This is a genomic window from Vibrio sp. Vb339 (assembly GCF_902751245.1).
GTDB classification, from domain to species: Bacteria; Pseudomonadota; Gammaproteobacteria; order Enterobacterales; family Vibrionaceae; genus Vibrio; species Vibrio coralliirubri.
The window spans coordinates 1,432,671-1,455,592 of the sequence record NZ_CADDIS010000001.1 but is presented as its reverse complement, the minus strand read 5'-3'; the positions used below and the strand labels follow the sequence as shown (position 1 = coordinate 1,455,592).

Below are 22,922 nucleotides of genomic sequence, written 5' to 3'. Positions count from 1 at the left end.
TACCACATACCAGCGTTATAAAAACCGATAGCCGTGGAGTGTTATGAGTCCTATTTGAGGTGTATAGTTATAGTTAATTCATTGGGTTATCGAATATTTAAGTTATCAAAAGATGTGTATGTCATGAAGAAAAACGGATTTACTTTAATGGAATTAATTATCGTGATCGTGATACTTGGAGTGTTGGCCGTTACAGCTGCCCCGAGGTTCCTTGGTATTCAAGAATCTGCAAGAGAAGCGGTACTTGAAGGTGTTGCGGGTGCGATGGAAGGGGTGATCACGCAAGTAACTTCTAAAGCGATTATTGTTGGATTAGATCCGGCTGCTAGCAACCCAAGTGATCAGAGCAACTATGTTATCGATTTTGGTATCGGCAGTGTTGAAGTTGACTGGGGAACTCTTTGCCCGGAAAGCCGAGGGGAATCAGGGGATAAATTGAACATGCTCGATTTCCTTACCTTGTCAGACGATGACAGCTTAACCTCTGATTTTGCTAATAGGTATACAGTAGTTGGTTATGAATACCCGTTTACCACTGGAGATCTTGGCGGCGCGATAATAGACGATCTTCCATCTGGTTGTTATGTTCTCTATGACTCTTTTGGTGGTAGAACAAGTGGAGATACATGCCCAGCTGATGGTTGTGTATGTACAGTTGAAGTAGTTAACGACGAGTGTTAAAACCGAACACATCAACTGATTTATAGACATTCAATAAAAAAGCGCGTTATTACCAAATGGCAATAACGCGCTTATTTGTCTATCTTAGCTTGCTATTGCAACATCTGTTGGTGGCAAGTCACGCTTCTTAATTACGTATCGCAAGCGAAGCAACATCAACGCAGCTGATACGCTTAATCCCGTTAGAATGCCAATCCAAAAGCCTTCTTCACCCATTGCAGGAACAATGTGGTCTGTTAAGCCCAACACCATGCCCAGTGGAAGTGCTAAGCCCCAGTATGAAGCGATAGCTAAGATCATCGGGATCTTGGTATCTTTATAGCCACGTAGTGCACCGTTAGCAGACGTTTGCAATGCATCGCTGAATTGGTACATAGCCGTAAACGTCAACAATACTGCTGCCGTTGCACTTATCGCAGGGTCGGTCGTGTAAAGCCTAATGATCCACTCAGGGAACAAAAGGAACATCGCAACCGAAAGCAATGAAATTAACGCTGCAACCAAGATACCGACTTTGCTGCGCTCAATCGTTCCGAGTTCGTCTTTTTCACCCAAAGCATGCCCAACACGAATCGTAATGCCAAACGAGATGCTCATAGGAATCACGTAAGTTAGGCTTGAGATGTTAAGTGCAATTTGTGCGGCTGCCACGTTCTCTGCACCAATACGGCCAATCATCAATGCGATTACCGCAAAGATACTGCCACATACCGCGATATTCATCCCGATAGGTAAACCTAATCTTAGAAGGTGAAGCATCTCTTTTTCTTTTGGCTTCGCATCTGAAAAGTTGATGATGGTCTTGTAATGGTGATGACCTTTAATGTAGGAATACAGCATTCCCGACATTAACCAGTACACCAAGCTTGTCGCCCAACCACAACCCACAGCGCCCATTTCAGGGAAGCCGAACTTACCGTAGATAAGCACGTAGTTGACTGGAATATTCACCAACAAACCAACCACCGAAATGATCATTGGTACTTTGGTGTTGTTCATACCTTCACAGAAGCCGTTCAAGGTGTAGAACAGGGCAATCCCCGGCACTCCGAATGCTAGGGCAAAGGCATAGTCACTGCCGATAGGGATGATCTCAGCGGCTACGCCAATCCATTCTAAAATCGGTTTCGCACTCACCAAGTAAGCGATAAGCAGCACGCTAGCAATTAATGCGAGCCAAACCATCTGGAAGAATTCAACAGAGATACTTTGAAAGTCACGTGCGCCTCGGTGGTATGCGACAACAGGCGTTAACGCCATAATCACGCCACGCAGTAGCAGCAACACAGGAATCCAAAGGCTAGTGCCGAGAGCAATAGCGGCGAGATCGGCAGGGCTTACTTGGCCAGCCATCGTCGTATCGACAAATCCCATCGCTTGGGTAGCTATTTGAGTCAAAATGATTGGAACCGAAAGATGCATAAGCGCACCCGATTCACGAGTAAAAGGACGAAGTTTCGTTAGCATGGAAGTTCACAACACCAATATAAATACACGAATGATGGCAGGATGGCCGGTGTGTATTTTAGGATGTGCCCCGTTGGGCGGGCGACAATATAAACACCTTACCGTATAGGGTCAAGCATTGGATTTATAGAGTTTCACTTACTATGAGATAGGGATAGGTTCTAATGGTTAAAATACTAGTTTAATGTCTATAAGTAGATGATTTTACTAGAAATGAAACTGGATAATAAATTTCGACATTTACCTATTAAATTTTCAAATGGGCATCACAAATTACGGTTATATCTCTTACCTAGAATTTATTCTTTAACTGTCTGATAATAGGGCGATATATTTCTATTAAAGGTATAGATATGGAATCGAAAGTTGAGTTGTTGGCATTACTCGCTCAAGAATATTGTGATTATTGCGAAATACCAGTGAGTGAAGTCCAGAAAAAGCGTGAAAAGAAGTCATTTATTAATGGTCTTATGACGGCATCGAGAGTCATCGGGGTTAGCTTTGATGAGCTAAACGAGATTGTTGGCGCTAATACCGAGTCAAAATTTGAAAGTCTAGACGACAAGCTCGCTATCCCTACTTACATACGAAACAAAATTGAGCTTGAGAGATAGCCAGCAGATCGGCGACGCGCATAGTTAATTTGAACGCTATGTACCATATTCTGTTTGATTGGGTTTAGAGAGATTTCTACTGCCACAACGCCAGCAGAAACACAAAAAGACCAATCCCAAGCGTGACCTTTAGAAGTAAGCCAAGAGGGGCACCACCTTTTGGTGCTTTGTTACAACATCCCATAATTAATTCCTAATTCAGTGTTGGTTTAGATCAACCTTAAACCTTTCCCTTACGGTAAGGTCAATGCTTTATTAGCCATATAATCTGGAATCCGAAAAACAAAAAAGCGAACCAAGTGGTTCGCTTTTGTTTATTTAAAATCTACAAAATTAGTCTTCGTAGTTGTCGATGCTTGGGCAAGAACAGATTAGGTTACGGTCGCCGTATACGTTGTCTACACGGTTAACAGTAGGCCAGTACTTCGAGTTCTTCGTTGCTTTCGATGGGAAGCAAGCCAGTTCGCGAGAGTAAGGGCGATCCCATTCTGCGCCTGAAAGGTCAACTTGTGTGTGCGGTGCGTTCACTAGAGGGTTGTTGTCTAGTGGCCATTCACCCGCTTTCACTGCTGCCATTTCGTGACGGATTGCGATCATCGCTTCACAGAAACGGTCTAGCTCTTCTAAATCTTCTGATTCAGTTGGCTCTACCATTAGTGTGCCAGCTACTGGGAAAGACATCGTAGGCGCGTGGAAACCGAAGTCCATTAGACGCTTAGCAATATCTTCTTCGCTGATGCCTGTATCTTCTTTAAGCGGGCGAATATCGATAATACATTCGTGCGCTACGCGGCCGTTGGTGCCACGGTAAAGAACAGGGTAGTGAGGACGTAGTTTCTCCATCACGTAGTTCGCGTTCAGAATCGCTACTTTCGTTGCGTCTGTTAGGCCAGGTTCGCCCATCATTGCGATGTAAGCCCAAGAGATAGGTAGGATTGAAGCACTACCTAGATCAGCAGCTGATACCGCGTAGTCTGAACCTTGTACACCATTTTCGATGTGACCTGGTAGGAAAGGTGCTAGGTGCGATTTAACGCCGATAGGACCCATACCCGGACCGCCACCACCGTGTGGGATACAGAATGTTTTGTGTAGGTTCAAGTGAGATACGTCTGAACCAATGAAGCCAGGTGAAGTTAGGCCTACTTGAGCGTTCATGTTCGCGCCGTCTAGGTAAACCTGACCGCCCGCTGCGTGTACTTGTTCACACACTTCTTTCACTTGCTCTTCGTATACGCCGTGCGTAGAAGGGTAAGTGATCATGATGCTTGATAGGTTTTCTTTGTGCTTCTCGATTTTCGCTGCTAGGTCTGTCATGTCGATGTTGCCATCTTCATCACACTTAACAACCACTACCTTCATAGAAACCATTGATGCTGTTGCAGGGTTAGTACCGTGCGCAGAGCTTGGAATCAGACAAACGTTACGGTGAGCTTCACCGCGGCTTGCGTGGTAACGTTGAATCGCGATTAGACCTGCATATTCGCCAGATGCACCAGAGTTAGGCTGTAGTGAGAAATCGTCGTAACCAGTGATTTCACATAGCTTCTCTTTAAGATCTTTTGCTAGTGCTGTGTAACCCGCCGCTTGCTCTAGAGGTGCGAATGGGTGAATAGAACCAAACTCAGGCCATGTTACTGGAATCATCTCAGCAGCAGCGTTCAGCTTCATCGTACAGCTGCCCAGTGGGATCATGCCATGCGTTAGTGAGAAGTCTTTGTTCTCAAGTTGTTTTAGGTAACGCATCATTTGCGTTTCGCTGTGGTGCGTGTTGAATACTGGGTGAGTTAGGAACTCTGATTCACGACGGCAGTTTTCTGGAATTGCTGCAAACTCGTTGGATGCAATGTCAGAAGATAGCGCTTGAACGTCTTCTTTGACGTCGAAGATTGCGAATAGGGCATTCACGTCGTCGACTGTGGTTGTTTCATCTAAGCTGATACCGATTTTACCAACAAGTCGACGAAGGTTGATGTCTGCTGCTTGCGCTTTTGCGTACAGTGCATCTGTCTTGTCTTCTGTGTTCAGCGTGATGGTATCAAAGAAGCTGTTATTCGTTAGCTCGTAACCCGCTTTAGTCAGGCCAGCCGCTAGGATAGCTGTCATGTGGTGTGTACGACGAGCAATTGTACGTAGGCCTTCTGCACCGTGGTAAACCGCGTAGAAAGACGCCATGTTTGCTAGAAGTGCTTGAGCTGTACAGATGTTCGATGTCGCTTTCTCGCGGCGGATGTGTTGCTCACGAGTTTGCATTGCCATACGTAGTGCTTGGTTACCATGAGTATCGATTGAAACACCGATTACACGACCTGGCATTGTACGCTTATGCTTTTCACGAGTACCCATGAATGCAGCGTGTGGACCGCCGTAACCCATAGGAACACCGAAACGTTGCGCTGAACCGATTACTACGTCTGCGCCCATTTCGCCAGCTGGCTTAAGTAGAGCAGAAGCAAGTAGGTCAGTTGCAACCGTTACAAGAGTCTTGTTTGCTTGAGCTTTCGCAATGATGTCTGTTAGGTCGCGAACTTCACCTGTTGTACCAGGGTATTGAACCAACGCACTAAATACGTCTTGCTCTGGAAGTGTTTCAAGAGCACCAACCATTACTTCAAAACCGATGTACTCGGCACGAGTTTTAACAACTTCTAGTGTTTGAGGGTGAACATCGTCAGCAACGAAGAATACTTTGCTCTTGCTTTTGCCAGCACGCTTACACAGTGTCATAGCTTCGCCAGCCGCTGTCGCTTCATCAAGAAGAGACGCGTTCGCGATTTCCATACCAGTTAAGTCCATTACCATTTGTTGGTAATTCAGTAGAGCTTCAAGACGACCTTGAGAAATCTCTGGTTGGTATGGTGTGTAAGCTGTGTACCAGCCTGGATTCTCTAAAACGTTACGTAGAATAACGTTTGGAGTGAATGTGTTGTAGTAGCCTTGGCCAATGAAAGTACGTTTCACTTGGTTTAGGTTAGCGATCTCTTTAAGAGAGGTCAGCATGTCCATTTCGCTCAGTGGCGCAGCAAGTGTCATTGGTTTTTCAAGACGGATTTGTGCAGGAACCGTTTCGTCGATCAGTGCTTCTAAGCTAGTCGCGTTGATCGCTTCAAGCATTTTTTGCTGGTCTGCTTTATTAGGGCCGTTATGACGAGCAACAAACTCGTTTTGCGTGCCCAAGTCTTTCAGTAATTGGCTTTGAAGTAATTCAGTCATGATATGTTCTACTTTCTCTCTGGAGCCGTGAGCTAGCCCCTAAAATTAAGCTGCTCCAAAAGAGCAGCTTTATCGTAATGAGGTTACCTATTAGTCTTCTTCGATAGAGCTTAGGTATTCTTCCGCATCTTTAAGGTTGTTTAGTTCAGACGCATCAGACATCTTCACTTTAACAATCCAACCACCTTCATAAGGTTCTTCGTTGATTAGCTCTGGGCTATCTTCTAATTCTTCGTTGATTTCTACGATTTCGCCAGAGATTGGTGCGTAGATATCAGAAGCAGCTTTCACTGATTCAACTAGAGAGAAGCTTTCGCCAGCTTCAATTTCGTCATCAGTGTCAGGCAGGTCAACAAACACAACGTCACCTAGCATCTCTTGAGCGTGCTCAGAAATACCGATAGTCACAGTACCGTCACCGTTGTCTTTTACCCACTCGTGGCTGTCTGCAAACTTTAGTGTATTGTCCATTGCTTATTCTCCAAAAATTTATGAGGTTTTAATTTAAATCTTAAAAACGGTTTAACGGTAAAGAGGGAAGCGTTTGCAAAGCTCTTTAACTTGCTTGCGAACACGTTGCTCAACTTCAGCGTTGCCTTCAGGGCTTTCAACTAAGCCGTCAAGAACATCACCGATCCATTCACCGATAAGTTTGAATTCTTCAGTGCCAAAACCACGACTGGTTCCAGCTGGCGTACCTAAACGAATGCCAGAAGTAATCATAGGCTTCTCTGAGTCGAATGGTATGCCATTTTTGTTACATGTGATCCCTGCACGCTCTAATGCTTCTTCAGTTACGTTACCTTTCAAGCCCTTAGGACGAAGGTCAACCAGCATTAGGTGCGTGTCTGTTCCGCCAGTCACAATGTCACAACCGCGAGTTTGCAACACTTCAGCAAGAACTTTTGCGTTGTCGATCACTGAATCAATATAAGTATTAAATTCTGGGCCAAGTGCTTCGCCAAACGCCACTGCTTTAGCCGCGATAACGTGCATTAATGGGCCACCTTGAAGGCCAGGGAACACTGCAGAGTTGATCTTTTTGTTGATGTCTTCGTGGTTAGTAAGAATCATGCCGCCGCGTGGGCCACGAAGTGTTTTGTGCGTTGTTGTAGTCACAACGTGTGCGTGTGGTAGTGGGCTAGGGTGAGCACCTGTCGCAATAAGACCCGCGATGTGTGCCATATCGACCATTAGGATAGCGCCAACTTCGTCAGCGATTTCACGGAACTTAGCGAAATCAATAACGCGTGGGATAGCACTACCACCAGCAATAATCATTTTAGGTTGGCTTTCGATTGCTAAAGCGCGAACCGCTTCGTAATCGAGTTCAAGAGTGTCGCGGTCTACGCCATATTGAACTGCGTTGAACCACTTACCTGACATTGCAGGGCGCGCACCATGAGTAAGGTGGCCACCAGCGTCTAGAGACATTCCTAGGATAGTGTCGCCAGGTTGAAGTAGGGCAAGTTTAACTGCGCCGTTCGCTTGAGCACCTGAGTGAGGCTGTACGTTTACGTATTCGCATTTGAACAGCTGTTTAGCGCGTTCAATCGCGATAGCTTCAACTGTATCTACGTGCTCACAACCACCGTAGTAGCGACGGCCTGGGTAGCCTTCTGCGTATTTGTTGGTTAGGCAAGTGCCTTGAGCTTGCATTACTGCTTTAGAAACGATGTTCTCAGAAGCAATAAGTTCGATTTGTTCGTTTTGACGAGTGTTCTCTGCTTGGATTCCAGCAAATACTGCGTCGTCAGTCGCAGATAGGTTCGTAGAGAAAAAACTGTCTAAGCTATGGTTTTGGTAAGCGTTCATTGTCGAGACCTTTCATTAAGCTAATGGTGATTGTTTTTATAGTCCATTAGGTCTTACGTTGATTTCTGCATCGGTATCGTTTGCGCTATATAGGTATAGATAAACGTGAATTGCGTTATAAATATACTCTTACAGCGTCTAAGCGATCGTTGTAGGGTCAATGCAGCACGAATTGTTTCCCAAAAAGTTCGGGTAAAAAACAGCTCTTACAAATGTTAAATCTATCATTTGCTGCAAGCTGAAGTAGCATCTCTTCATCTAACAAGTCGATAACATAGCTCCGATAAGATCAATTTTCAACAATAATTTCCAATAGGAAACAACTTTTCTTGTTTTGCTACGGGGAGCACGCTTTATTTCTCTGTGTGCTCTTTAATCAACAAAGCGCTTCATGCAACAATGAAATTAATAGACAGGAAGCAAGAAATTAATGAGGGACCTATGTCAGAAGACATTTATGATGAGTACCCATCTTTAACGTTGGCGAAGGAAACGTTAGACCAGAATATCGAACCACTTAGGCTTGGCCAGCGTATTAAAGATATCCGCGGCAAGCTTGGGATTACGCTAGAAGAAGCAAGCCAAAGAACAGGCTTGGCGCGTTCTACGCTCAGCAAAATCGAGAACGAACAGATCTCACCAACGTTTCAAGCAATGCAAAAATTGGCGATGGGTTTGCAAATAGACATGCCGCAACTCTTTGAGCCACCAAGGAAAAAAGTGGCAACAGGACGTCGCGACTTAACCAAGGCAGGCCAAGGTAAACCACACCCAACACCGACTTATGAACATGAGCTGCTTGCGACTGAGCTTTCTAATAAGAAGATGATGCCGTTTAAGAGCCGCGTGAGAGCACGTACTTTTGAAGAGTATAATGATTGGGTGCGTCATGACGGTGAAGAGTTCTTAATGATCATCTCTGGCGATGTGATGTTCTACTCAGAATTCTACGAACCTGTGCCAATGAGCGAAGGCGATAGCATGTATTACGATGCCAATATGGGCCACATGCTGATTTCGACCAGTACAGAAGATGCACTCATTTTGTGGGTGACTGCAAAATAAGTTAACAAACTTAGAATTTCTTATAGTGAATGCAAACGTTTGCTTTTGTTTCGAACGTTAGCCAACAGACGCGATATTGATGTGAAAATCATCAATATCGCGTTTTTGTATGTATCTATAAATTGTTTTTAAATTGTTAAATGTCACATTTTGAGCTGTTTTAATCTTGTTAAGGGTGTAAAACTCACTCAGGCTTGTTTATTATAGTGAACACGGTTTACTCATGTTGATTGAAGTTTACTGAAGTGAATTCTTAGAAAGTGAGTTGTATGGGATTTGTACAGCCATTCAGATTTATAAAGCTAACAATATAAGCCTATATAAAAGACATCACTTTTTACTATCTACTGTTTCTAACGTTAATCCGTATCGTTAGAGGCGACTCTAAATAGAGATATAAGCGGCAGACTCGATTTTGGACAGCCTGCAACGCTTCATGGAGAATAAAATGACTCAAGAACACGCTAATCAAGACCTACTAAAAACACCACTGCATGCACTTCACGTTGAAGAAGGCGCAAAGATGGTTCCTTTCGCTGGCTATGATATGCCAGTTCAGTACCCACTAGGTGTAAAGAAAGAGCACTTGCACACTCGTGACGCTGCCGGTCTTTTTGATGTTTCTCACATGGGGCAACTTCGTCTACATGGTGCAAACGCAGCTGCTGTCTTAGAATCTTTGGTTCCTGTAGATATTATCGACCTTCCTTCTGGTAAACAGCGTTACGCGTTCTTTACTAATGAGCAGGGCGGCATCATGGATGACCTTATGGTTGCAAACCTAGGCGATCACCTATTTGTTGTTGTGAACGCGGCTTGTAAGACACAAGATATCGACCACCTTACTGCGCACCTACCAGCTGACGTAGAGATGGAAGTGATTGATGACCGCGCTCTATTAGCACTTCAAGGCCCTAAAGCGTCTGAAGTTCTGGCTCGTTTCCAACCAAGCGTTGCAGACATGCTGTTCATGGACGTTCAAAAAGTCGATATCGATGGCGTTGAATGCATCGTGAGCCGCAGCGGTTACACGGGTGAAGATGGCTACGAGATCTCTGTACCGAACGATCACGCTGAAGCTCTAGCACGTAAGCTGACTTCAGAAGCTGAAGTTGAGTGGATTGGCCTTGGTGCTCGTGACTCACTTCGTCTTGAGTGTGGTCTATGTCTGTACGGTCACGATCTAGATACAACAACAACGCCGGTAGAAGCTAGCCTTCTATGGGGCATTCAAAAAGTGCGTCGTACTGACGGTGAACGTGCAGGCGGTTTCCCTGGCGCTGATATCATCCTTGAGCAAATCGCGACAAAAGACGTTCAACGTAAGCGTGTTGGTCTTGTTGGTCAAACTAAAGCACCAGTACGTGAAGGCGCTGAGCTGTTCGATGCTGAAGACAACAAGATTGGCGTTGTAACAAGCGGTACAGCGGGCCCTAACGCGGGCAAGCCTGTTTCTATGGCTTACGTTCGTACTGACCTAGCGGTTATTGGCACTGAAGTATTCGCTGAAGTTCGTGGCAAGAAGCTACCTATGACAGTAGAAAAAATGCCATTCGTACCTCAACGTTACTACCGTGGCTAATCTCTTTTAAGAGAAACCACTAAGCTAAATGAAAGCCTATTGTTTGCTTCTCTTTACTGGGAAGCCTAACGGTAGGCTTTTTTGTTTTTGGTGCGTATGTTTTTGTGAACATATAAGGTTTAGCGTTAACCACTAACAACGGTTACTTAAAATTCGTTTATAAAATGAGATATGTGGCGATATCGTTACAAATACTTACTATAATCACGGTTGTGACGTGTTATGGTGGCGATTCATCATTTTTGTAAATAAGTAGTAGGGGTTACAAGGAGTTAACTATGAACGTAAACCATACAATGAGCCCGGTTCGTAAAGCCGTTTTAGGGCTTTTAGCGCCATTGATTTACACATCAAGTGTTATGGCAACGGAAAACACGGACGAAAGTACTCCTGATGTGGGTGTAACACCTTATATTGTGAATGGTAGCGGTGCTTCGGTAACTGAATTCCCTTCAATGGCGAGCTTGTTCATTGATCGTATTGATTATGACGGTGTTTACTCTACAGGCCCTTACTGTGGTGCGACTATCTTAGATAATTACCATGTATTGACAGCAGCGCACTGTATTTACGGTGATGAAAGTGTACAACTGTTTACCGTGGTTGTACCTCAATTGGAAGATACTTCTTTGTTCCCTAACGGAAACATTCCTAAAGTACGAGTATCAGAGGTGTATTATCGAACTGATTATTCAAATAGTATCAATCAGCTGTTAAGAAATGACATTGCGATTTTAAAGTTAGAAGCTTCTCTCAACCTTCCGTCTTCTGCTGAAACTGCTATTCCCCAATTTGATACATATCTTAATGTCGCGAATGATTTCGTTGCTGTTGGTCATGGTGACATAGAAACTGATGTTGAGGGTACAACATTGCTACAACAAGTTGATTTGACTTACGTAGACACTGCGAACTGTAAAGCTGTCTTTGGTCCGTTAGTCACAGACAAACAAATTTGTTTTAATGGTGATGGACCGGATAACGGTTTATATGGTGGTACATGCCAAGGTGATTCTGGCGGACCGGTGTTTTGGAAAAACGGCTCAACTTATGAGCAGGTTGGCATAACAAGCTTTGGGCCGACTACTTGTGGTGCGGGCATCGGTGTTACATCGGTCTTTACCGAGATATTTGATTATAAAGATTGGATTACGGATGTAACTAACGGTGTAATCGATAGCACAGAAACTGTCCAGTTTACCGCGACAGAGGCAAAACGAGTTGCTGTTGCTGGTACAAGCTCATCTGGTTCAGGCGGCAGTGGAGGCAGTGTGTCGTTTGGCTTGCTAGGCGCGTTGATGTTACTCGGTGGGTTTAGAAGAGCGATGTCTCGTTAGATACCCACGTCTTCATGTTAGCTAAACAAACGGCCAGTCATTCAACTATGACTGGCCGTTTTTGTTTTTTTGTTTAAGCCGTTCAGAGGTTGGCGCTACTCGTTGATATTAATAGATTAGGCACAGAATTCAGTAGACGCTTTTCTACTGTATCTTTCGACAATCACATCCATCTCTTTTATTGCGTCGTTGATGCTTTGAATACCGCTTTGTGCGACACCTTTTTCATTTTGGTTCAGAGCAGAAAAAGCCTGCTTCAATTCTTTCTCTTCCAACATACTTCCGTGCAACAGCACTTCTTTGTAAGTCAGTAGCCTATGCTGCACTGCAATAATTTCTGAGCGGGTATTGTCCGTTTCTAATGCGTGCTTAATGCAAGGAAATGCCAATTTATAACGATTCGCAATTTCCAATATGACGTCTTTCTTATTCGCAATTTGCAATTTTTCTAATTTCCCAACACTTGAATACTCAAGTTACCTAGCCTGTACGTTCACAACTGATATCAGTGTGAAGGTTTATGAAACGTAACGGTTTTTATCAAGCGAATAATATGCCTTTGATGGCTTATGTAAACCATCACAAGTCAATATGGTCTGCTTCTTGCTGAATTTAGGACATAACTGTCTTTTGAGGATGAGCTTATGTCACAAGAACCCATAATAATGGCGCTGATTGAGCGTAGGAAACAAGCCAACTTGTCTCAAGAAAAGTTAGCCTCGAGTGCAGGAATGAGTTTAAAAACTTATCAACGGATTGAACGCGGCGAGGCGGACATCAAGATGTCTCAGTATCGTTCAATCACCAGAACCTTAAAAGTGACGGATTTGGATGTGGTACTTGATATTGTTGGTGCATCACAAGCGACAGCGGAAGATGTAGCGGCGGTCAGTCGTCTGCTGACCAGCGAAGAGCGCCTGTTGTTGATCAAGCTGATTTTGTCGGTCAAAAAGAAGCAGTAGTCTTTCTTTCAAATAAACAGCGTAATGGATCTATTCGTTAGTTAAATTGACAGATATTTCTAGGGTAATGTGTTATCTGAGGGAATGAAGCCATCAGCTCACTCTTCCACGCAGCTGTTTGGTGGTGCTTCTCTGTTTCTTGCTTTCTAAACGTCTTTTCTGAGAGCCACGTGTTGGCTTAGTCGCTCGTCTGACTTTTTGAACTTTTGTTGCTTCCAAGATAAGTTCTTTCAAACGCACTAAAGCATCATCTCGGTTTTGTTCCTGCGTTCTATATTGCTGTGCCTTAATGATAATCACGCCATCTTTAGTGATACGGCTATCTTTGTGTGCGAGAAGCTTTTCTTTATAGAAGTCAGGTAGGGTAGAGTGCTTGATATCAAAACGTAAATGTATCGCGCTCGATACTTTATTGACGTTCTGACCGCCGGCTCCTTGTGCTCTGATCGCTGTTAACTGGAGTTCCCAGTCTTGAATCGAAACAGAGTTAGATATTTGTAACATAAACATCCATTTTGAACGGTAATATGGCGCCATGATACTGAATATTGGTTATGGTATCAGTAACTTTATTAAAGAGTGGTAGTAGTGATGAAAATAGATTTAACGGCATATGAAGGATTAATCTTTGATATGGACGGTACGTTGATCGATACAATGCCTGCACATGTAAAGGCTTGGCAGCAAACGGCGGAAGAGTTTGGCTTTCATTTCGAAGCGTCTTGGCTGCATAGCTTGGGTGGCATGCCGAGCTACAAGATAGCCGGTGAGGTGAACAGCAAATACGGTTTATCGCTCGACCCACAAGCGGTCTCTACGTTTAAGATGGCGTCGTTTGCGGCTATTGAAGACAAAGGAGACGTTATCCCTTGTACCCATTCTCTGTTGTTAGAGCATCTAGGTAGCAAGAAGATTGCAGTCGGAACGGGCAGTCAACGTAAAAGTGCCGAACAGTTACTGGATAAGACAGATATCTTGAGTAAGCTCGATATCCTAGTGACAGCAACTGACGTTAAGAATCACAAACCAAATCCGGATACTTTCTTGGATGCGTGTTTTGGTATGGGTTTGCAGCCAAAGCAGTGTGTTGTGTTTGAAGATACCAACCTAGGTAAGCAGGCTGCTCATGCTGCGAACATGGATTGCATTCTGGTGGTAGAAGGGGACAAACTAGAGTTCTATCCTGCACCGAGCTGATAGAAAACAGCTGGGGTGTTCAACCGCCAAACTGATAGCCTAGCGGAACAATATTGATTTTCTGTTAGGCAATTTCGCTCATTTCGCTGTCTAGGAACAGGCACACACTGTTTCGACCTGCTGCCTTGGCTTCGTAGAGTGCTAGATCGGCGCACTTGTAGTTAAGAGCAGGGTCGTTAGTCAGGTTGGTGATTCCGCCACTGACCGTCACCACGTTGTCGAGCTCAATACTGACTGCGATTCTCAATCTGTTAAGCACATATTCGGCTTCTTCAGTTGTGGTATGAGGCAGAATAACGCCAAATTCTTCACCACCAATACGAGCCACAAAATCAGTTTCACGACACTCTCGTTGTAATACCTGAGCAACGGTTTGAATGACGCGATCACCATAATCGTGACCAAATCTGTCGTTGATGCGTTTGAAGTGGTCTATGTCCAAAATCGCTAAGCAAGACTGTTCGCGAGTAGGGTAACGATTCATACGAGAGCACTCATCTCGCAGCTCAAGATCGAACTTACGGCGGTTCCAACACCCAGCTAAGGCATCTTTTTCGCTCAGGTTTCTCAGTTTGTTTTCTAGCTCTTTGTGTTTACTGATATCCACAAATGAAGCGACATAAAACTGAATCACGTCTTTCGAGTCTTTAATGGTTTGGATTCGCAATATTTCCGTGATCAAAGACCCGTCTTTACGACGATTAACCACTTCGCCTTCCCACATGCCTTTCTCTTTGATGATGCTCCACATCTTGATGTAGAACTCTTCGTTGTAGCGACCAGAAGCAAACATGGACGGTTGGCGGCCTTTTACGTCTTCTAACTCGTAGCCGCTAACACGGGTGAACTCTTGGTTTACCTTGATGATTCGGTTGTTTCTGTCGGTAATCACCAAGGCAGACATACCATTCATCGCGGCCTTAGCAAGTTGGCTCTCGATACTGTTCTTCTTGTGGTTGCTGTTCCACAATACGAAGCCAGCGGAGATCATCGAAATCAAGAAAGATAAGGTGATGATCTGAACGACAATCGCTTGTTTTTCTTGTCGGTATTGACTGCTGAAATGCTGATTTTCAATGTGAAGAACCATGTAAATAGGGCCTGCAAACTGCTTTATCTTTGGGCTGATGTCAGAGTGGAAATACCAGTTCTTACCATCGAAATAGCTAGACGAAGAGTTGGATTGAATGTCTTTCCAAAGCGCCGGATATAGCTTTGCGTATGTATTGTCTGAACGTGACTCTAAAACATGTCCAAATGATTCAGCCGGGTCGGGGCCCATGATGACATGGCCAGTTTTATTGAGAATGACCGGGACTGCGGCTGACGCGCCGATTTGGTAATGAAGACGCTTGTAAATCTCAAGCATGTTTAGATTTGCAATGAAGTAACCAATAATTCGATTCCCTTCAGCGACTGGCGTCATAATGCGAAGCGCCGGCGTTAATGGGTGGATGATTTCTCCATTTTCCATTTCTAAGTCAATGCCTCTAGAGCTGACATCGCCAATCTCTAACTTCTGTAGCATCTTGTAGTAATCTCGAGAGGATTTGTTTTGCAGTTCGTTCTCTGGGACGACAGTTGCTTTACCGTCTTTGTAGTTAACGCGGAACACTTCGTTTCCAGCTAGATCGAGATAACGAAGCTGAGAATAGTATTTTTGGCCACGAGCTAACATCACCCAAAGATCTTGCAGGGTTTCTTTATGGATAATAGAAGGTTCTTGAATCGCTCGGAGTAGTGTTTGAGAGTCAGCGATAGAAGGAACAGAGTTAGATATTTGCTCAACAATAACAGCGAGCTCATGAAAGCTGTATTCGATCTGGTTCTGACTGGACTGTTTGATATTTAGCGTGTGCTGAGCTTCAACCCTGTCAAATTCAGAGTTTATGTAGAGGGCAGGGACTAGTCCTAGGGCAAAGATGGTACATAGAAATTGGCTGACTAGTTTTTTTATACTTGTATTCATCACTGTCCTCAAAGAATCAGCGCAATACTATATATTTTATAAGGTTTTTAATGTGATCTTGACCCAGAAGTTAAGACAAGATTCGCATATAACTACGATTTTAGTGCAACTTTTTGCACTTAAGCTTGATTGTTGAGCAATCACTTCGTAAGGGAATGATTGCTCAATATAGAACACCGGTCTGAAAATTGAGCCAAATTAATCGCGATTAATTGCCATTTATCTAGCTAAGAGCATCTAGCTTAGGCCGACGATATTTCCATTACTATCAATATCTAACGACATGAACGCCGGTTTGTCAGGCAAGCCTGGCATGGTCATCACATTGCCGCACAACGCGTAAATAAAGCCAGCACCAGCACACAGTTTTAGTTCTCTAACAGGCACGTCAAATTGGGTGGGTGCACCTTTTACGTGTGCTTCTGTCGAGATCGATAGTGGTGTTTTTGCCAAACAAACCGATAGGTCGCTATAGCCATGCAGTTTGAATTCAGCCAGTTGTTTTTTAGCCAGTGGAGATAGCGAAATACTTGCCGCGCCATAACCAACTTCAGCGACTGCCATTAGCTTTTCTTCTAGGCTTTGCTCTGAGTGATACAAAGGCTTAAATTCACTCTGTTTTTGGCAAGCTTTTACTACAGCGTGAGCCAGTTGAGTCGCCCCTTCGCCACCTTGACCAAATGCTTCACTTACTTCAACGCTAACGCTTGGATCGAAGTCGGTGATCATCTGTTTCAAAGCATCGAGCTCTTGAGCTGAGTCTTGTGGGAATCGGTTAATCGCAACTACTGTAGGCACTTGGTATTGCTTAACGTTATTGATGTGCCATTTAAGGTTCTCAAAGCCTGCAATTAGTGCGTCTTGGTCATCATTAAAAATAGAATCTGGTAATGGAGTGCCCGGTCTCAAATCGTATAAACCAGAGTTGGCCTTTAATCCACGTAATGTTGCAACAACCACAGCGCAATCGGGCTTTTTGTTTGACGCTTTCGCTTTTATGTTGCACGCTTTCTCAAAGCCCATGTCTGACCCGAAACCGCCTTCGGTCACAACAAAGTCACTCAGTTTTAACGCTATCTTATCGGCAATAATTGAAGAGTTACCATGTGCAATGTTCGCGAAAGGCCCGGCGTGAATTAGGGTCGGAACGCCTTCAAGGGTTTGCATCAATGTTGGTTCAATAGAATCCTTCATGGTTACGGTCATTGCGCCTGCAACGTTGAAGTCATCTGCGGTTAACGGCAAGCCTTGTTTGTTGTAAGCAAGTACCACTCGTCCGATGCGTTTTCTCAAATCTTGAAGGTCATCAGCTAGAGCAAGAATGGCCATTAGCTCTGAAGCGGCTGAGATATCAAATCCATCTTCGCGTTCAAAGCCATTAATCGTTTTGTCTGCTTCGTTCTTGCCAACCGTGATCATGCGTAATGCGCGATCATTATGGTCAAGTACACGTCGCCAAACGATTCTGCTTGGGTCTATATTCAGTGCTTTTAAGCCTGAGCGCGTTTCAAAGGCTTCTAACCCTTCACGCTGTTCATGATACAAACGTGCATCAATGGCGGCAGAGGCGAGGTTGTGAGCGGCCGTAACAGCATGAATATCGCCCGTCAGATGCAGGTTTAATTGTTCCATAGGGGCAACTTGAGAGTAACCACCACCCGCAGCGCCGCCTTTTACACCAAATACCGGGCCCATTGAAGGCTGACGAATGCAGGCCATTGCAGATTGGTTAATCTTTGCGAGGCCTTGTGCTAATCCGATAGTAGTGACGGTTTTGCCTTCACCAAGAGGTGTCGGTGTGATCGCCGTGACTACGACTAATTTACCATCTTGTTGGTTGGCGAGGCGTTCAAGTGATGTGAGAGACACTTTAGATTTGAATTGCCCTAATGGCTGATGTTCGTTGTGGTGCAGGCCAGCTTGCTTGGCAACCTCACTGATGTTTTTAAGGGGAGTAGAGCGACAAATATCAATATCAGACAGCATATTTGATCCTTATATCAGAACCGAAAGGTGGCACGTAAACGTTTGCGTGGCGATATTACTGTATAAATTTGCCAAGTAAAGGCAAACCACACGAATTATGTGCTGGAAGATAACAGATCTAAAGAGTCATTGCGCGAGATCAAATCTTAAACGAGCAAAATATTCGATCTGATTACCTTGAGCTGCAGTTATATTGGCGTTGAATACAAAAAGGGCTGCATATAGCAGCCCTTCAAGGAATGGGTAATCTCACTTGGCGTTAACCTCTAAGAGGTAACTACCTAATATGGTCGATTAACGATCCCAGTATGTTTCTTCTAAGCTATCTTCGCGTTCAGGTAATGCACGAGAAAGGCGAGGAGAGTGCTGAGTCAACACTTCGTAGCTTACACGGTTTGCGTACTTACAAATTTGAGACAGTGAAGAGTACGTCAGACAAGCGTGCTCGTGTTTCTCCGAGTTTGGTACATTCACGTGGTGGTAGCTGTTTGCTGCCATGTCGTGAAGTAGTGCTGAAAGTGCACCATCGCCAGCGCCATTGGTGTTCTTAATCTCAAGTGGGCCGCCTAGGTAAGGGCCAATGTGAGAGTACACTTTTACTGGGTCTTTACAGTCTTGCTTACGCATCGCACGGCTGAATTCGTATTTATTGAACTCAGGGATGTTACCCGGTAACAATGGCAGTGTGGTTTCGCGTTTCGCTGGTTCGTCAGTGTAACCTGCCATGTATAGACCAATAGGGCCAGCAGTACATAGAACGAGGTCAACCCACTCAAGTGCTTTGTTAGCAGCCAATAGAGGATCTTTTTCACCCGTTAGCGCTTCACCTTCGTCTTCGTTCATCGCGACGATGGTTACGTTTTCTTTCAGGTATTCTTGCCACCATTCAGCGTTGCCTTCGATCACATACTTAGTACCAAGTGTTAGTACAACAGGCACATTGTGCGCTTTCGCGTATTCAATCGCTTTTTGTACCGCTTTTGGCATCGGATCTTCAGGTTTGCCACGCATTAAGTATGACGACACAACCAATGCAGAAGCTTTCTCGAACACTTTTTCAGGAATGCTTTCTGGAAGAAGTTGGTTCATGTGGCCTTCGTTGATTGCAAACGTGCGTTCGCCATCTTCAGAAATCAGCGTGTAACAACGACCAATTGGACCATCAACAGTTTGAAGGTGGTTTAGATTCATACGAGAAGAAGTGCGGCAAAGGTAACGATAACCAAATGAGCCAACTTCAATCTTCTTAGACATTACGCCAAGCAGGACAGATTTACTGTCTGCAAGTACGGAATAGTTGTGCAGTGTGTTGCCGATAGTATCGCCAGGGTATTGATGCGTGATCAAACCGCGCTCAACTAACTCTTCATACAGCGCATCTGCTTTACTTTCTTCCAATACCAGTGAGTGACCTTTACTCAGCTCGTACTTTTCTAGGAACTCGTTATCAACACGGGCTTCGATGTCAACAATCGTTTGACCTATACCGACCACTGTCGCGCGGTGTAGTTTAGGTGTTTGTTGAATTTGGTTGACCAACGGATCACGTGCGTGAGTTGGAAAGTAGTGCTTAGATTTACGCTGTCCAGGAAACTTCATATGAAAAATACAGTGAAAAAATTTTGCCGCATGATATCACATTTTGTTTCTGTTTCTTTCATTTTTATTACATTTTGAATCACCTGCACAATGTCTGTACAGGTGAATCGTCTTACTTTGGCTTGAAGCTATTCCGCTGGAACAAGTGTTGCTGGATCTACGTAAGCCTCTGTACCCCAAAGCGGAACGGTTGAAAGGCTATGCTTGAAACTGCCTTCCGTTTCTTTGGTGGTGTAAGACAAGTAAAGCAGCGACTGATTCTCTGCATCGTAGATACGACGAACCTTCATTGTTTTAAAGAAGATACTTTTCGATTGCTTGAATACCACTTCGCCAGACTTACTCTTGTCTATTTGAGCAATCATTTCTGGTGTGATTTCACCTGTTTGACGACAAGAGATAGAGCTATCACTTGGATCTGAAAGGCTAAGGTTTGCTTCGATTGATGCGATATGACAGGTAACACCTGCGATCTTATCGTCATCTAATGAAGACATCTTGATATCCTTCATTGTGAAGAAACCCAGTGAGACGTCGCCAACCTCGTTGTCCGAACAGCCAGCTAACATTGTGACGATACCTGCTGCTATTAAGGCTTTTTTCATAAGAAGTCCTTTTTATTTATATAGTTCTGTTTACTATAAGGATATTGAAAGCTTGAATACGAGTGTAGAGCTTTTCGTTAAGTTCTTAAAGGATGTTGTTGGATAATGAAAAATATGAAGCATTTAAAGTACTTGTTGGCCTTGGTCATGCTCTGTATGCTCTCTGCTTGTAGCTCGGCACCTCAGCCGACCATATGTCTTCCAAATAACTGCGATATTTGGGGATACTAACCGTAGGTACTAAAAGAATGAATAACGAAATACCTGAAATTGCACACAAGAAAAACCAATGGCTGTTTAGCCAGCTCGATATTGCTTACCCCGCAAAAGATAGTCTTCTCGGCCGTGAACTTTATCAAAGCAAACTCCCATCCAAGACATACCAACTCCTAGCACAAGATCAAACTCCTTCCCAAATTGATGAACTTCATAAAGTCGATTTCCATAAATTGACCGTGCTTTTTTCACTTAACCAAGCAAGCGTTTACCAAGATGAAACGGAAAGGGCACACATGCTTGAGTTCCTGAGCCAAATTATGCTTTCTGACGATCATGTCTTATATATTGGTACTCAAAATGGTGACGTTGTGGCGAGCGCTATCGTCACAGAAGCAGATGGTTCCCTATTGATCTCGGATGTCGTTGCTGGAAGTGGCCAAAGTATCAACAACTTTGCTAAGCAGTTATACGATTTTTGGGCACAAGATCATGCTTCTTGCGATAAAGTGTGGATCGAGAACTAAAGATTCTTTGACAAAGCGTTAATCTAAGTACAATACCCCGTCTTATTTAAAGGGTATTGTATGTACAAGCTATTGATATCAATCGCTGTATTGTGTGTTAGCGCTTATTCTTCACTCAGCGTTGCTAACGACTGGGATATTAAACGCATCCTAGTTTTACACTCATACGAACCTTCTTATCAATGGACTGCTGACTTCCAAAAAGGGATAGACAGTGCGTTCAGCCAGTCTCAAACCGAAGTTAAACTCTCAATAGAGTATTTGGATTCAAAGCGTGTCCACAGCCCAGAGTATTACGACTCTCTCGCGAACTACTTACGTGCGAAATATGCGGGTTATAAATTTGATGGCGTAATTGCGACGGACGATAACGCGGCCAATTTTCTTGAATCTTTGCCTAATTTGATTGACCGCTCCACACCTGTCGTTGCAGTCGGCATCAATGATTTCAGCACCGATATGTACGCGGTGTCTGACAGAGCAACCGTGCTTTATGAGAACGATCAGATAGACGTTAATATTAAGCTGATCTCCAAATTAAGACCCAATCTAAAGAACCTCTATTTTGTAAATGATTACAGTGTCACGTCTGAGCTGATTCACAAAGAAATGAACAGAATGATGGCTGAGTTTCCGAATATCAATCTCGTAGAAATTCGCGATTTGTCGCTTGTACATACAAGCCAGTTTTTGGAAGGGATCTCTGCGGACGATGCGGTATTGCTCAGTCATTACAACACCGAGTTGAAGCAAGGGGTTTACCACACTTACCAAGAGATTGCGGATACGTTGTCAAAAGCAAGTGCTGCTCCGGTGTTTGCTTTGTGGCAGTTCTATATTTCGGGTGATGTACTCGGTGGCTACGTTAATCACTCACAAAGCATGGGTGAAGAGGCTGTCGATGCATTGGATAAATATCTTCCTCTTGGTTTTACGACACCGCTAACTCCAGGAGACAACAAGCGTTTTGTATTTAATTACCCTGCAATGAAACGATACGGGATTAGTGCAAACGCGTTACCTGACGAAGCAGTTTTCATTAACGAGCCTTCGTCCTTTATTCGCAAAAACTTCCAGTTGTTATTGGGGCTGTCGATGGTGATTGCGGGTTTAAGCCTGATCATCTTGATGCAATTCGTTACTCTGCGCCAAAAGAAAGAGTTGGCGAATAAGAACAAACGCATCTTAAAGCTTCAGAAACAGACCTTGAATATTCAAAAGGATATGATTCATGTTCTTGGAGAAGCAATTGAAACCCGCTCTGGCGAAACAGGTAATCACGTTAAGCGTGTAGCCAAGTTGTCTGCACTGCTTGCTAAGTATCGTGGCTTGAGCCATCGCGAGGTCGAGATGATTGAGATCATCAGCCCAATGCACGATGTGGGTAAGATTTCTGTCCCTGAATCAATCTTGGATAAACCTGGGAAATTAACCGACCAAGAGTGGGAGGTGATGAAGCTTCATACTACGGCTGGCTATAACTTGTTGAAGAGCGGATCTGGTGATATTACCAACCTCGCGGCAATCATTGCTCACGAACATCACGAGCGTTGGGATGGTGCTGGATACCCGAATGGCAAAGTGGGGGATGAAATACACTTGTTTGCTCGTATCACAGCCGTAGCCGATGTATTTGATGCGCTGCTTAGTGCACGTTGCTACAAAGAACCATGGCCGTTAGATATGGTGGTCGATTTGTTCGAGCGAGAGTGTGGCTACCAGTTTGATCCTCAGTTAACTAAATTGCTACTGAAACACTTACCCGAGTTTGTCGCTATCCGAGATTCGTATCCCGATACTGGAACCGTGGAATATACGTTTTCACCTTCGATTGAAGCTAAAGTCTTAGAAGAGTCGGTTGTTAGCTAACTGTCGCTCTATCTGAGTAGCCTATAAGCCGTATTTTTTATCGATTCACCACGATCCGGCTAGGAAGTGGTGATTTATATTTTCCCCTGAAATTGAGTCACTTATGTAAACCTCGCAGTATTTGGTTTCGTAGAATCTGGGTTAATTTGATGAAAACTGTTGCTTATGCCGAGCGATAAAGTGATCAACTCCATATTTCGCGAAGAGAAATAAGCCTG

At 44.1% G+C, this 22,922-nt stretch carries 19 protein-coding genes; 9 read left to right on the top strand and 10 right to left on the bottom strand.

Features of this window, described 5'->3' with window-relative positions; genetic code table 11:
• The first annotated feature begins 123 nt into the window (after nt 1-123).
• The gene (locus HRQ85_RS06460) at nt 124-681 is read left to right on the top strand and encodes a type II secretion system protein (RefSeq protein WP_172379060.1); all 558 of its coding nucleotides are present in this window, start codon (nt 124-126) and stop codon (nt 679-681) included.
• A gap of 84 nt (nt 682-765) precedes the next feature.
• Here the strand turns inward: HRQ85_RS06460 and HRQ85_RS06455 are convergent, their stop codons facing one another.
• Nucleotides 766-2,148 (bottom strand): MATE family efflux transporter, encoded by a 1,383-nt coding sequence (locus HRQ85_RS06455; RefSeq protein ID WP_172379059.1) that lies wholly within the window; start codon nt 2,146-2,148, stop codon nt 766-768.
• 353 nt (nt 2,149-2,501) lie between these two features.
• Here HRQ85_RS06455 and HRQ85_RS06450 point away from each other — a divergent pair, with 353 nt between their 5' ends.
• Nucleotides 2,502-2,762, top strand: coding sequence for a hypothetical protein (locus HRQ85_RS06450; protein WP_050620803.1), 261 nt, complete (start codon nt 2,502-2,504; stop codon nt 2,760-2,762).
• 333 nt (nt 2,763-3,095) lie between these two features.
• Here the strand turns inward: HRQ85_RS06450 and gcvP are convergent, their stop codons facing one another.
• The 3 genes from gcvP to HRQ85_RS06435 all read right to left on the bottom strand — a co-directional run bounded on the left by gcvP (nt 3,096) and on the right by HRQ85_RS06435 (nt 7,790).
• Nucleotides 3,096-5,975: an aminomethyl-transferring glycine dehydrogenase gene (gcvP, locus tag HRQ85_RS06445; RefSeq protein WP_172379058.1), complete on the bottom strand. Its 2,880-nt coding sequence runs from the start codon at nt 5,973-5,975 to the stop codon at nt 3,096-3,098.
• 90 nt (nt 5,976-6,065) lie between these two features.
• Entirely contained in the window at nt 6,066-6,446 is a 381-nt protein-coding gene (gene gcvH / locus HRQ85_RS06440) for a glycine cleavage system protein GcvH (protein ID WP_017064654.1), read from the bottom strand.
• Between the two features lie 51 nt (nt 6,447-6,497).
• Nucleotides 6,498-7,790, bottom strand: a complete 1,293-nt coding sequence (locus HRQ85_RS06435; RefSeq protein WP_172379057.1) for a serine hydroxymethyltransferase — start codon at nt 7,788-7,790, stop codon at nt 6,498-6,500.
• A gap of 441 nt (nt 7,791-8,231) precedes the next feature.
• On the opposite strand from HRQ85_RS06435, the gene HRQ85_RS06430 reads away from it, so the two are divergent.
• The 3 genes from HRQ85_RS06430 to HRQ85_RS06420 all read left to right on the top strand — a co-directional run bounded on the left by HRQ85_RS06430 (nt 8,232) and on the right by HRQ85_RS06420 (nt 11,774).
• Nucleotides 8,232-8,855 carry a helix-turn-helix domain-containing protein gene (locus HRQ85_RS06430; protein ID WP_017064652.1) on the top strand — a complete coding sequence of 208 codons (624 nt, stop codon included), beginning with the start codon at nt 8,232-8,234 and terminating at the stop codon, nt 8,853-8,855.
• 448 nt (nt 8,856-9,303) lie between these two features.
• On the top strand, nt 9,304-10,437 hold the full coding sequence (gene gcvT, locus HRQ85_RS06425) for a glycine cleavage system aminomethyltransferase GcvT (protein WP_048608440.1): 1,134 nt from the start codon (nt 9,304-9,306) through the stop codon (nt 10,435-10,437).
• A gap of 278 nt (nt 10,438-10,715) precedes the next feature.
• Nucleotides 10,716-11,774 carry a S1 family peptidase gene (locus tag HRQ85_RS06420; RefSeq protein ID WP_172379056.1) on the top strand — a complete coding sequence of 353 codons (1,059 nt, stop codon included), beginning with the start codon at nt 10,716-10,718 and terminating at the stop codon, nt 11,772-11,774.
• A gap of 116 nt (nt 11,775-11,890) precedes the next feature.
• Here the strand turns inward: HRQ85_RS06420 and HRQ85_RS06415 are convergent, their stop codons facing one another.
• On the bottom strand, nt 11,891-12,217 hold the full coding sequence (locus HRQ85_RS06415; protein WP_172379055.1) for a hypothetical protein: 327 nt from the start codon (nt 12,215-12,217) through the stop codon (nt 11,891-11,893).
• Nucleotides 12,218-12,418: 201 nt separating this feature from the next.
• On the opposite strand from HRQ85_RS06415, the gene HRQ85_RS06410 reads away from it, so the two are divergent.
• Nucleotides 12,419-12,736, top strand: a complete 318-nt coding sequence (locus HRQ85_RS06410) for a helix-turn-helix transcriptional regulator (protein WP_019822198.1) — start codon at nt 12,419-12,421, stop codon at nt 12,734-12,736.
• Nucleotides 12,737-12,829: 93 nt separating this feature from the next.
• Here the strand turns inward: HRQ85_RS06410 and arfB are convergent, their stop codons facing one another.
• Nucleotides 12,830-13,240: an alternative ribosome rescue aminoacyl-tRNA hydrolase ArfB gene (arfB, locus tag HRQ85_RS06405; protein ID WP_017059842.1), complete on the bottom strand. Its 411-nt coding sequence runs from the start codon at nt 13,238-13,240 to the stop codon at nt 12,830-12,832.
• An 87-nt stretch (nt 13,241-13,327) separates the two neighbouring features.
• Between arfB and HRQ85_RS06400 the strand changes: the two genes are divergently transcribed.
• A complete protein-coding gene (locus HRQ85_RS06400) occupies nt 13,328-13,933 on the top strand; it encodes a beta-phosphoglucomutase family hydrolase (protein ID WP_050644848.1) in 606 nt (201 codons plus the stop codon).
• Between the two features lie 64 nt (nt 13,934-13,997).
• Here HRQ85_RS06400 and HRQ85_RS06395 read toward each other — a convergent pair whose 3' ends face one another.
• The 4 genes from HRQ85_RS06395 to HRQ85_RS06380 form a co-directional block, all read right to left on the bottom strand.
• A complete protein-coding gene (locus HRQ85_RS06395) occupies nt 13,998-15,902 on the bottom strand; it encodes a sensor domain-containing diguanylate cyclase (RefSeq protein WP_172379054.1) in 1,905 nt (634 codons plus the stop codon).
• 237 nt (nt 15,903-16,139) lie between these two features.
• Nucleotides 16,140-17,888 (bottom strand): formate--tetrahydrofolate ligase, encoded by a 1,749-nt coding sequence (locus HRQ85_RS06390; protein WP_172379053.1) that lies wholly within the window; start codon nt 17,886-17,888, stop codon nt 16,140-16,142.
• Between the two features lie 294 nt (nt 17,889-18,182).
• On the bottom strand, nt 18,183-19,487 hold the full coding sequence (locus HRQ85_RS06385) for an inosine/guanosine kinase (protein WP_050644845.1): 1,305 nt from the start codon (nt 19,485-19,487) through the stop codon (nt 18,183-18,185).
• A 128-nt stretch (nt 19,488-19,615) separates the two neighbouring features.
• Nucleotides 19,616-20,092 (bottom strand): CreA family protein, encoded by a 477-nt coding sequence (locus HRQ85_RS06380; protein ID WP_017059837.1) that lies wholly within the window; start codon nt 20,090-20,092, stop codon nt 19,616-19,618.
• Between the two features lie 248 nt (nt 20,093-20,340).
• On the opposite strand from HRQ85_RS06380, the gene HRQ85_RS06375 reads away from it, so the two are divergent.
• The gene (locus tag HRQ85_RS06375) at nt 20,341-20,835 is read left to right on the top strand and encodes a hypothetical protein (RefSeq protein WP_172379052.1); all 495 of its coding nucleotides are present in this window, start codon (nt 20,341-20,343) and stop codon (nt 20,833-20,835) included.
• 60 nt (nt 20,836-20,895) lie between these two features.
• A complete protein-coding gene (locus HRQ85_RS06370) occupies nt 20,896-22,704 on the top strand; it encodes an HD domain-containing phosphohydrolase (protein WP_172379051.1) in 1,809 nt (602 codons plus the stop codon).
• The last annotated feature ends 218 nt before the right edge of the window (nt 22,705-22,922 follow it).

Excerpts from the sequence above, each read along its gene's own strand:
- gcvH (WP_017064654.1), bottom strand. The coding sequence starts at position 6,446 with ATGGACAATACACTAAAGTTTGCAGACAGCCACGAGTGGGTAAAAGAC.
- HRQ85_RS06400 (WP_050644848.1), top strand. The coding sequence starts at position 13,328 with ATGAAAATAGATTTAACGGCATATGAAGGATTAATCTTTGATATGGAC.
- arfB (WP_017059842.1), bottom strand. The coding sequence starts at position 13,240 with ATGTTACAAATATCTAACTCTGTTTCGATTCAAGACTGGGAACTCCAG.
- gcvT (WP_048608440.1), top strand. The coding sequence starts at position 9,304 with ATGACTCAAGAACACGCTAATCAAGACCTACTAAAAACACCACTGCAT.
- HRQ85_RS06385 (WP_050644845.1), bottom strand. The coding sequence starts at position 19,487 with ATGAAGTTTCCTGGACAGCGTAAATCTAAGCACTACTTTCCAACTCAC.
- HRQ85_RS06370 (WP_172379051.1), top strand. The coding sequence starts at position 20,896 with ATGTACAAGCTATTGATATCAATCGCTGTATTGTGTGTTAGCGCTTAT.
- HRQ85_RS06390 (WP_172379053.1), bottom strand. The coding sequence starts at position 17,888 with ATGCTGTCTGATATTGATATTTGTCGCTCTACTCCCCTTAAAAACATC.
- HRQ85_RS06460 (WP_172379060.1), top strand. The coding sequence starts at position 124 with ATGAAGAAAAACGGATTTACTTTAATGGAATTAATTATCGTGATCGTG.
- HRQ85_RS06380 (WP_017059837.1), bottom strand. The coding sequence starts at position 20,092 with ATGAAAAAAGCCTTAATAGCAGCAGGTATCGTCACAATGTTAGCTGGC.
- HRQ85_RS06435 (WP_172379057.1), bottom strand. The coding sequence starts at position 7,790 with ATGAACGCTTACCAAAACCATAGCTTAGACAGTTTTTTCTCTACGAAC.
- HRQ85_RS06450 (WP_050620803.1), top strand. The coding sequence starts at position 2,502 with ATGGAATCGAAAGTTGAGTTGTTGGCATTACTCGCTCAAGAATATTGT.
- HRQ85_RS06375 (WP_172379052.1), top strand. The coding sequence starts at position 20,341 with ATGAATAACGAAATACCTGAAATTGCACACAAGAAAAACCAATGGCTG.
- HRQ85_RS06455 (WP_172379059.1), bottom strand. The coding sequence starts at position 2,148 with ATGCTAACGAAACTTCGTCCTTTTACTCGTGAATCGGGTGCGCTTATG.
- gcvP (WP_172379058.1), bottom strand. The coding sequence starts at position 5,975 with ATGACTGAATTACTTCAAAGCCAATTACTGAAAGACTTGGGCACGCAA.
- HRQ85_RS06430 (WP_017064652.1), top strand. The coding sequence starts at position 8,232 with ATGTCAGAAGACATTTATGATGAGTACCCATCTTTAACGTTGGCGAAG.
- HRQ85_RS06410 (WP_019822198.1), top strand. The coding sequence starts at position 12,419 with ATGTCACAAGAACCCATAATAATGGCGCTGATTGAGCGTAGGAAACAA.
- HRQ85_RS06420 (WP_172379056.1), top strand. The coding sequence starts at position 10,716 with ATGAACGTAAACCATACAATGAGCCCGGTTCGTAAAGCCGTTTTAGGG.
- HRQ85_RS06395 (WP_172379054.1), bottom strand. The coding sequence starts at position 15,902 with ATGAATACAAGTATAAAAAAACTAGTCAGCCAATTTCTATGTACCATC.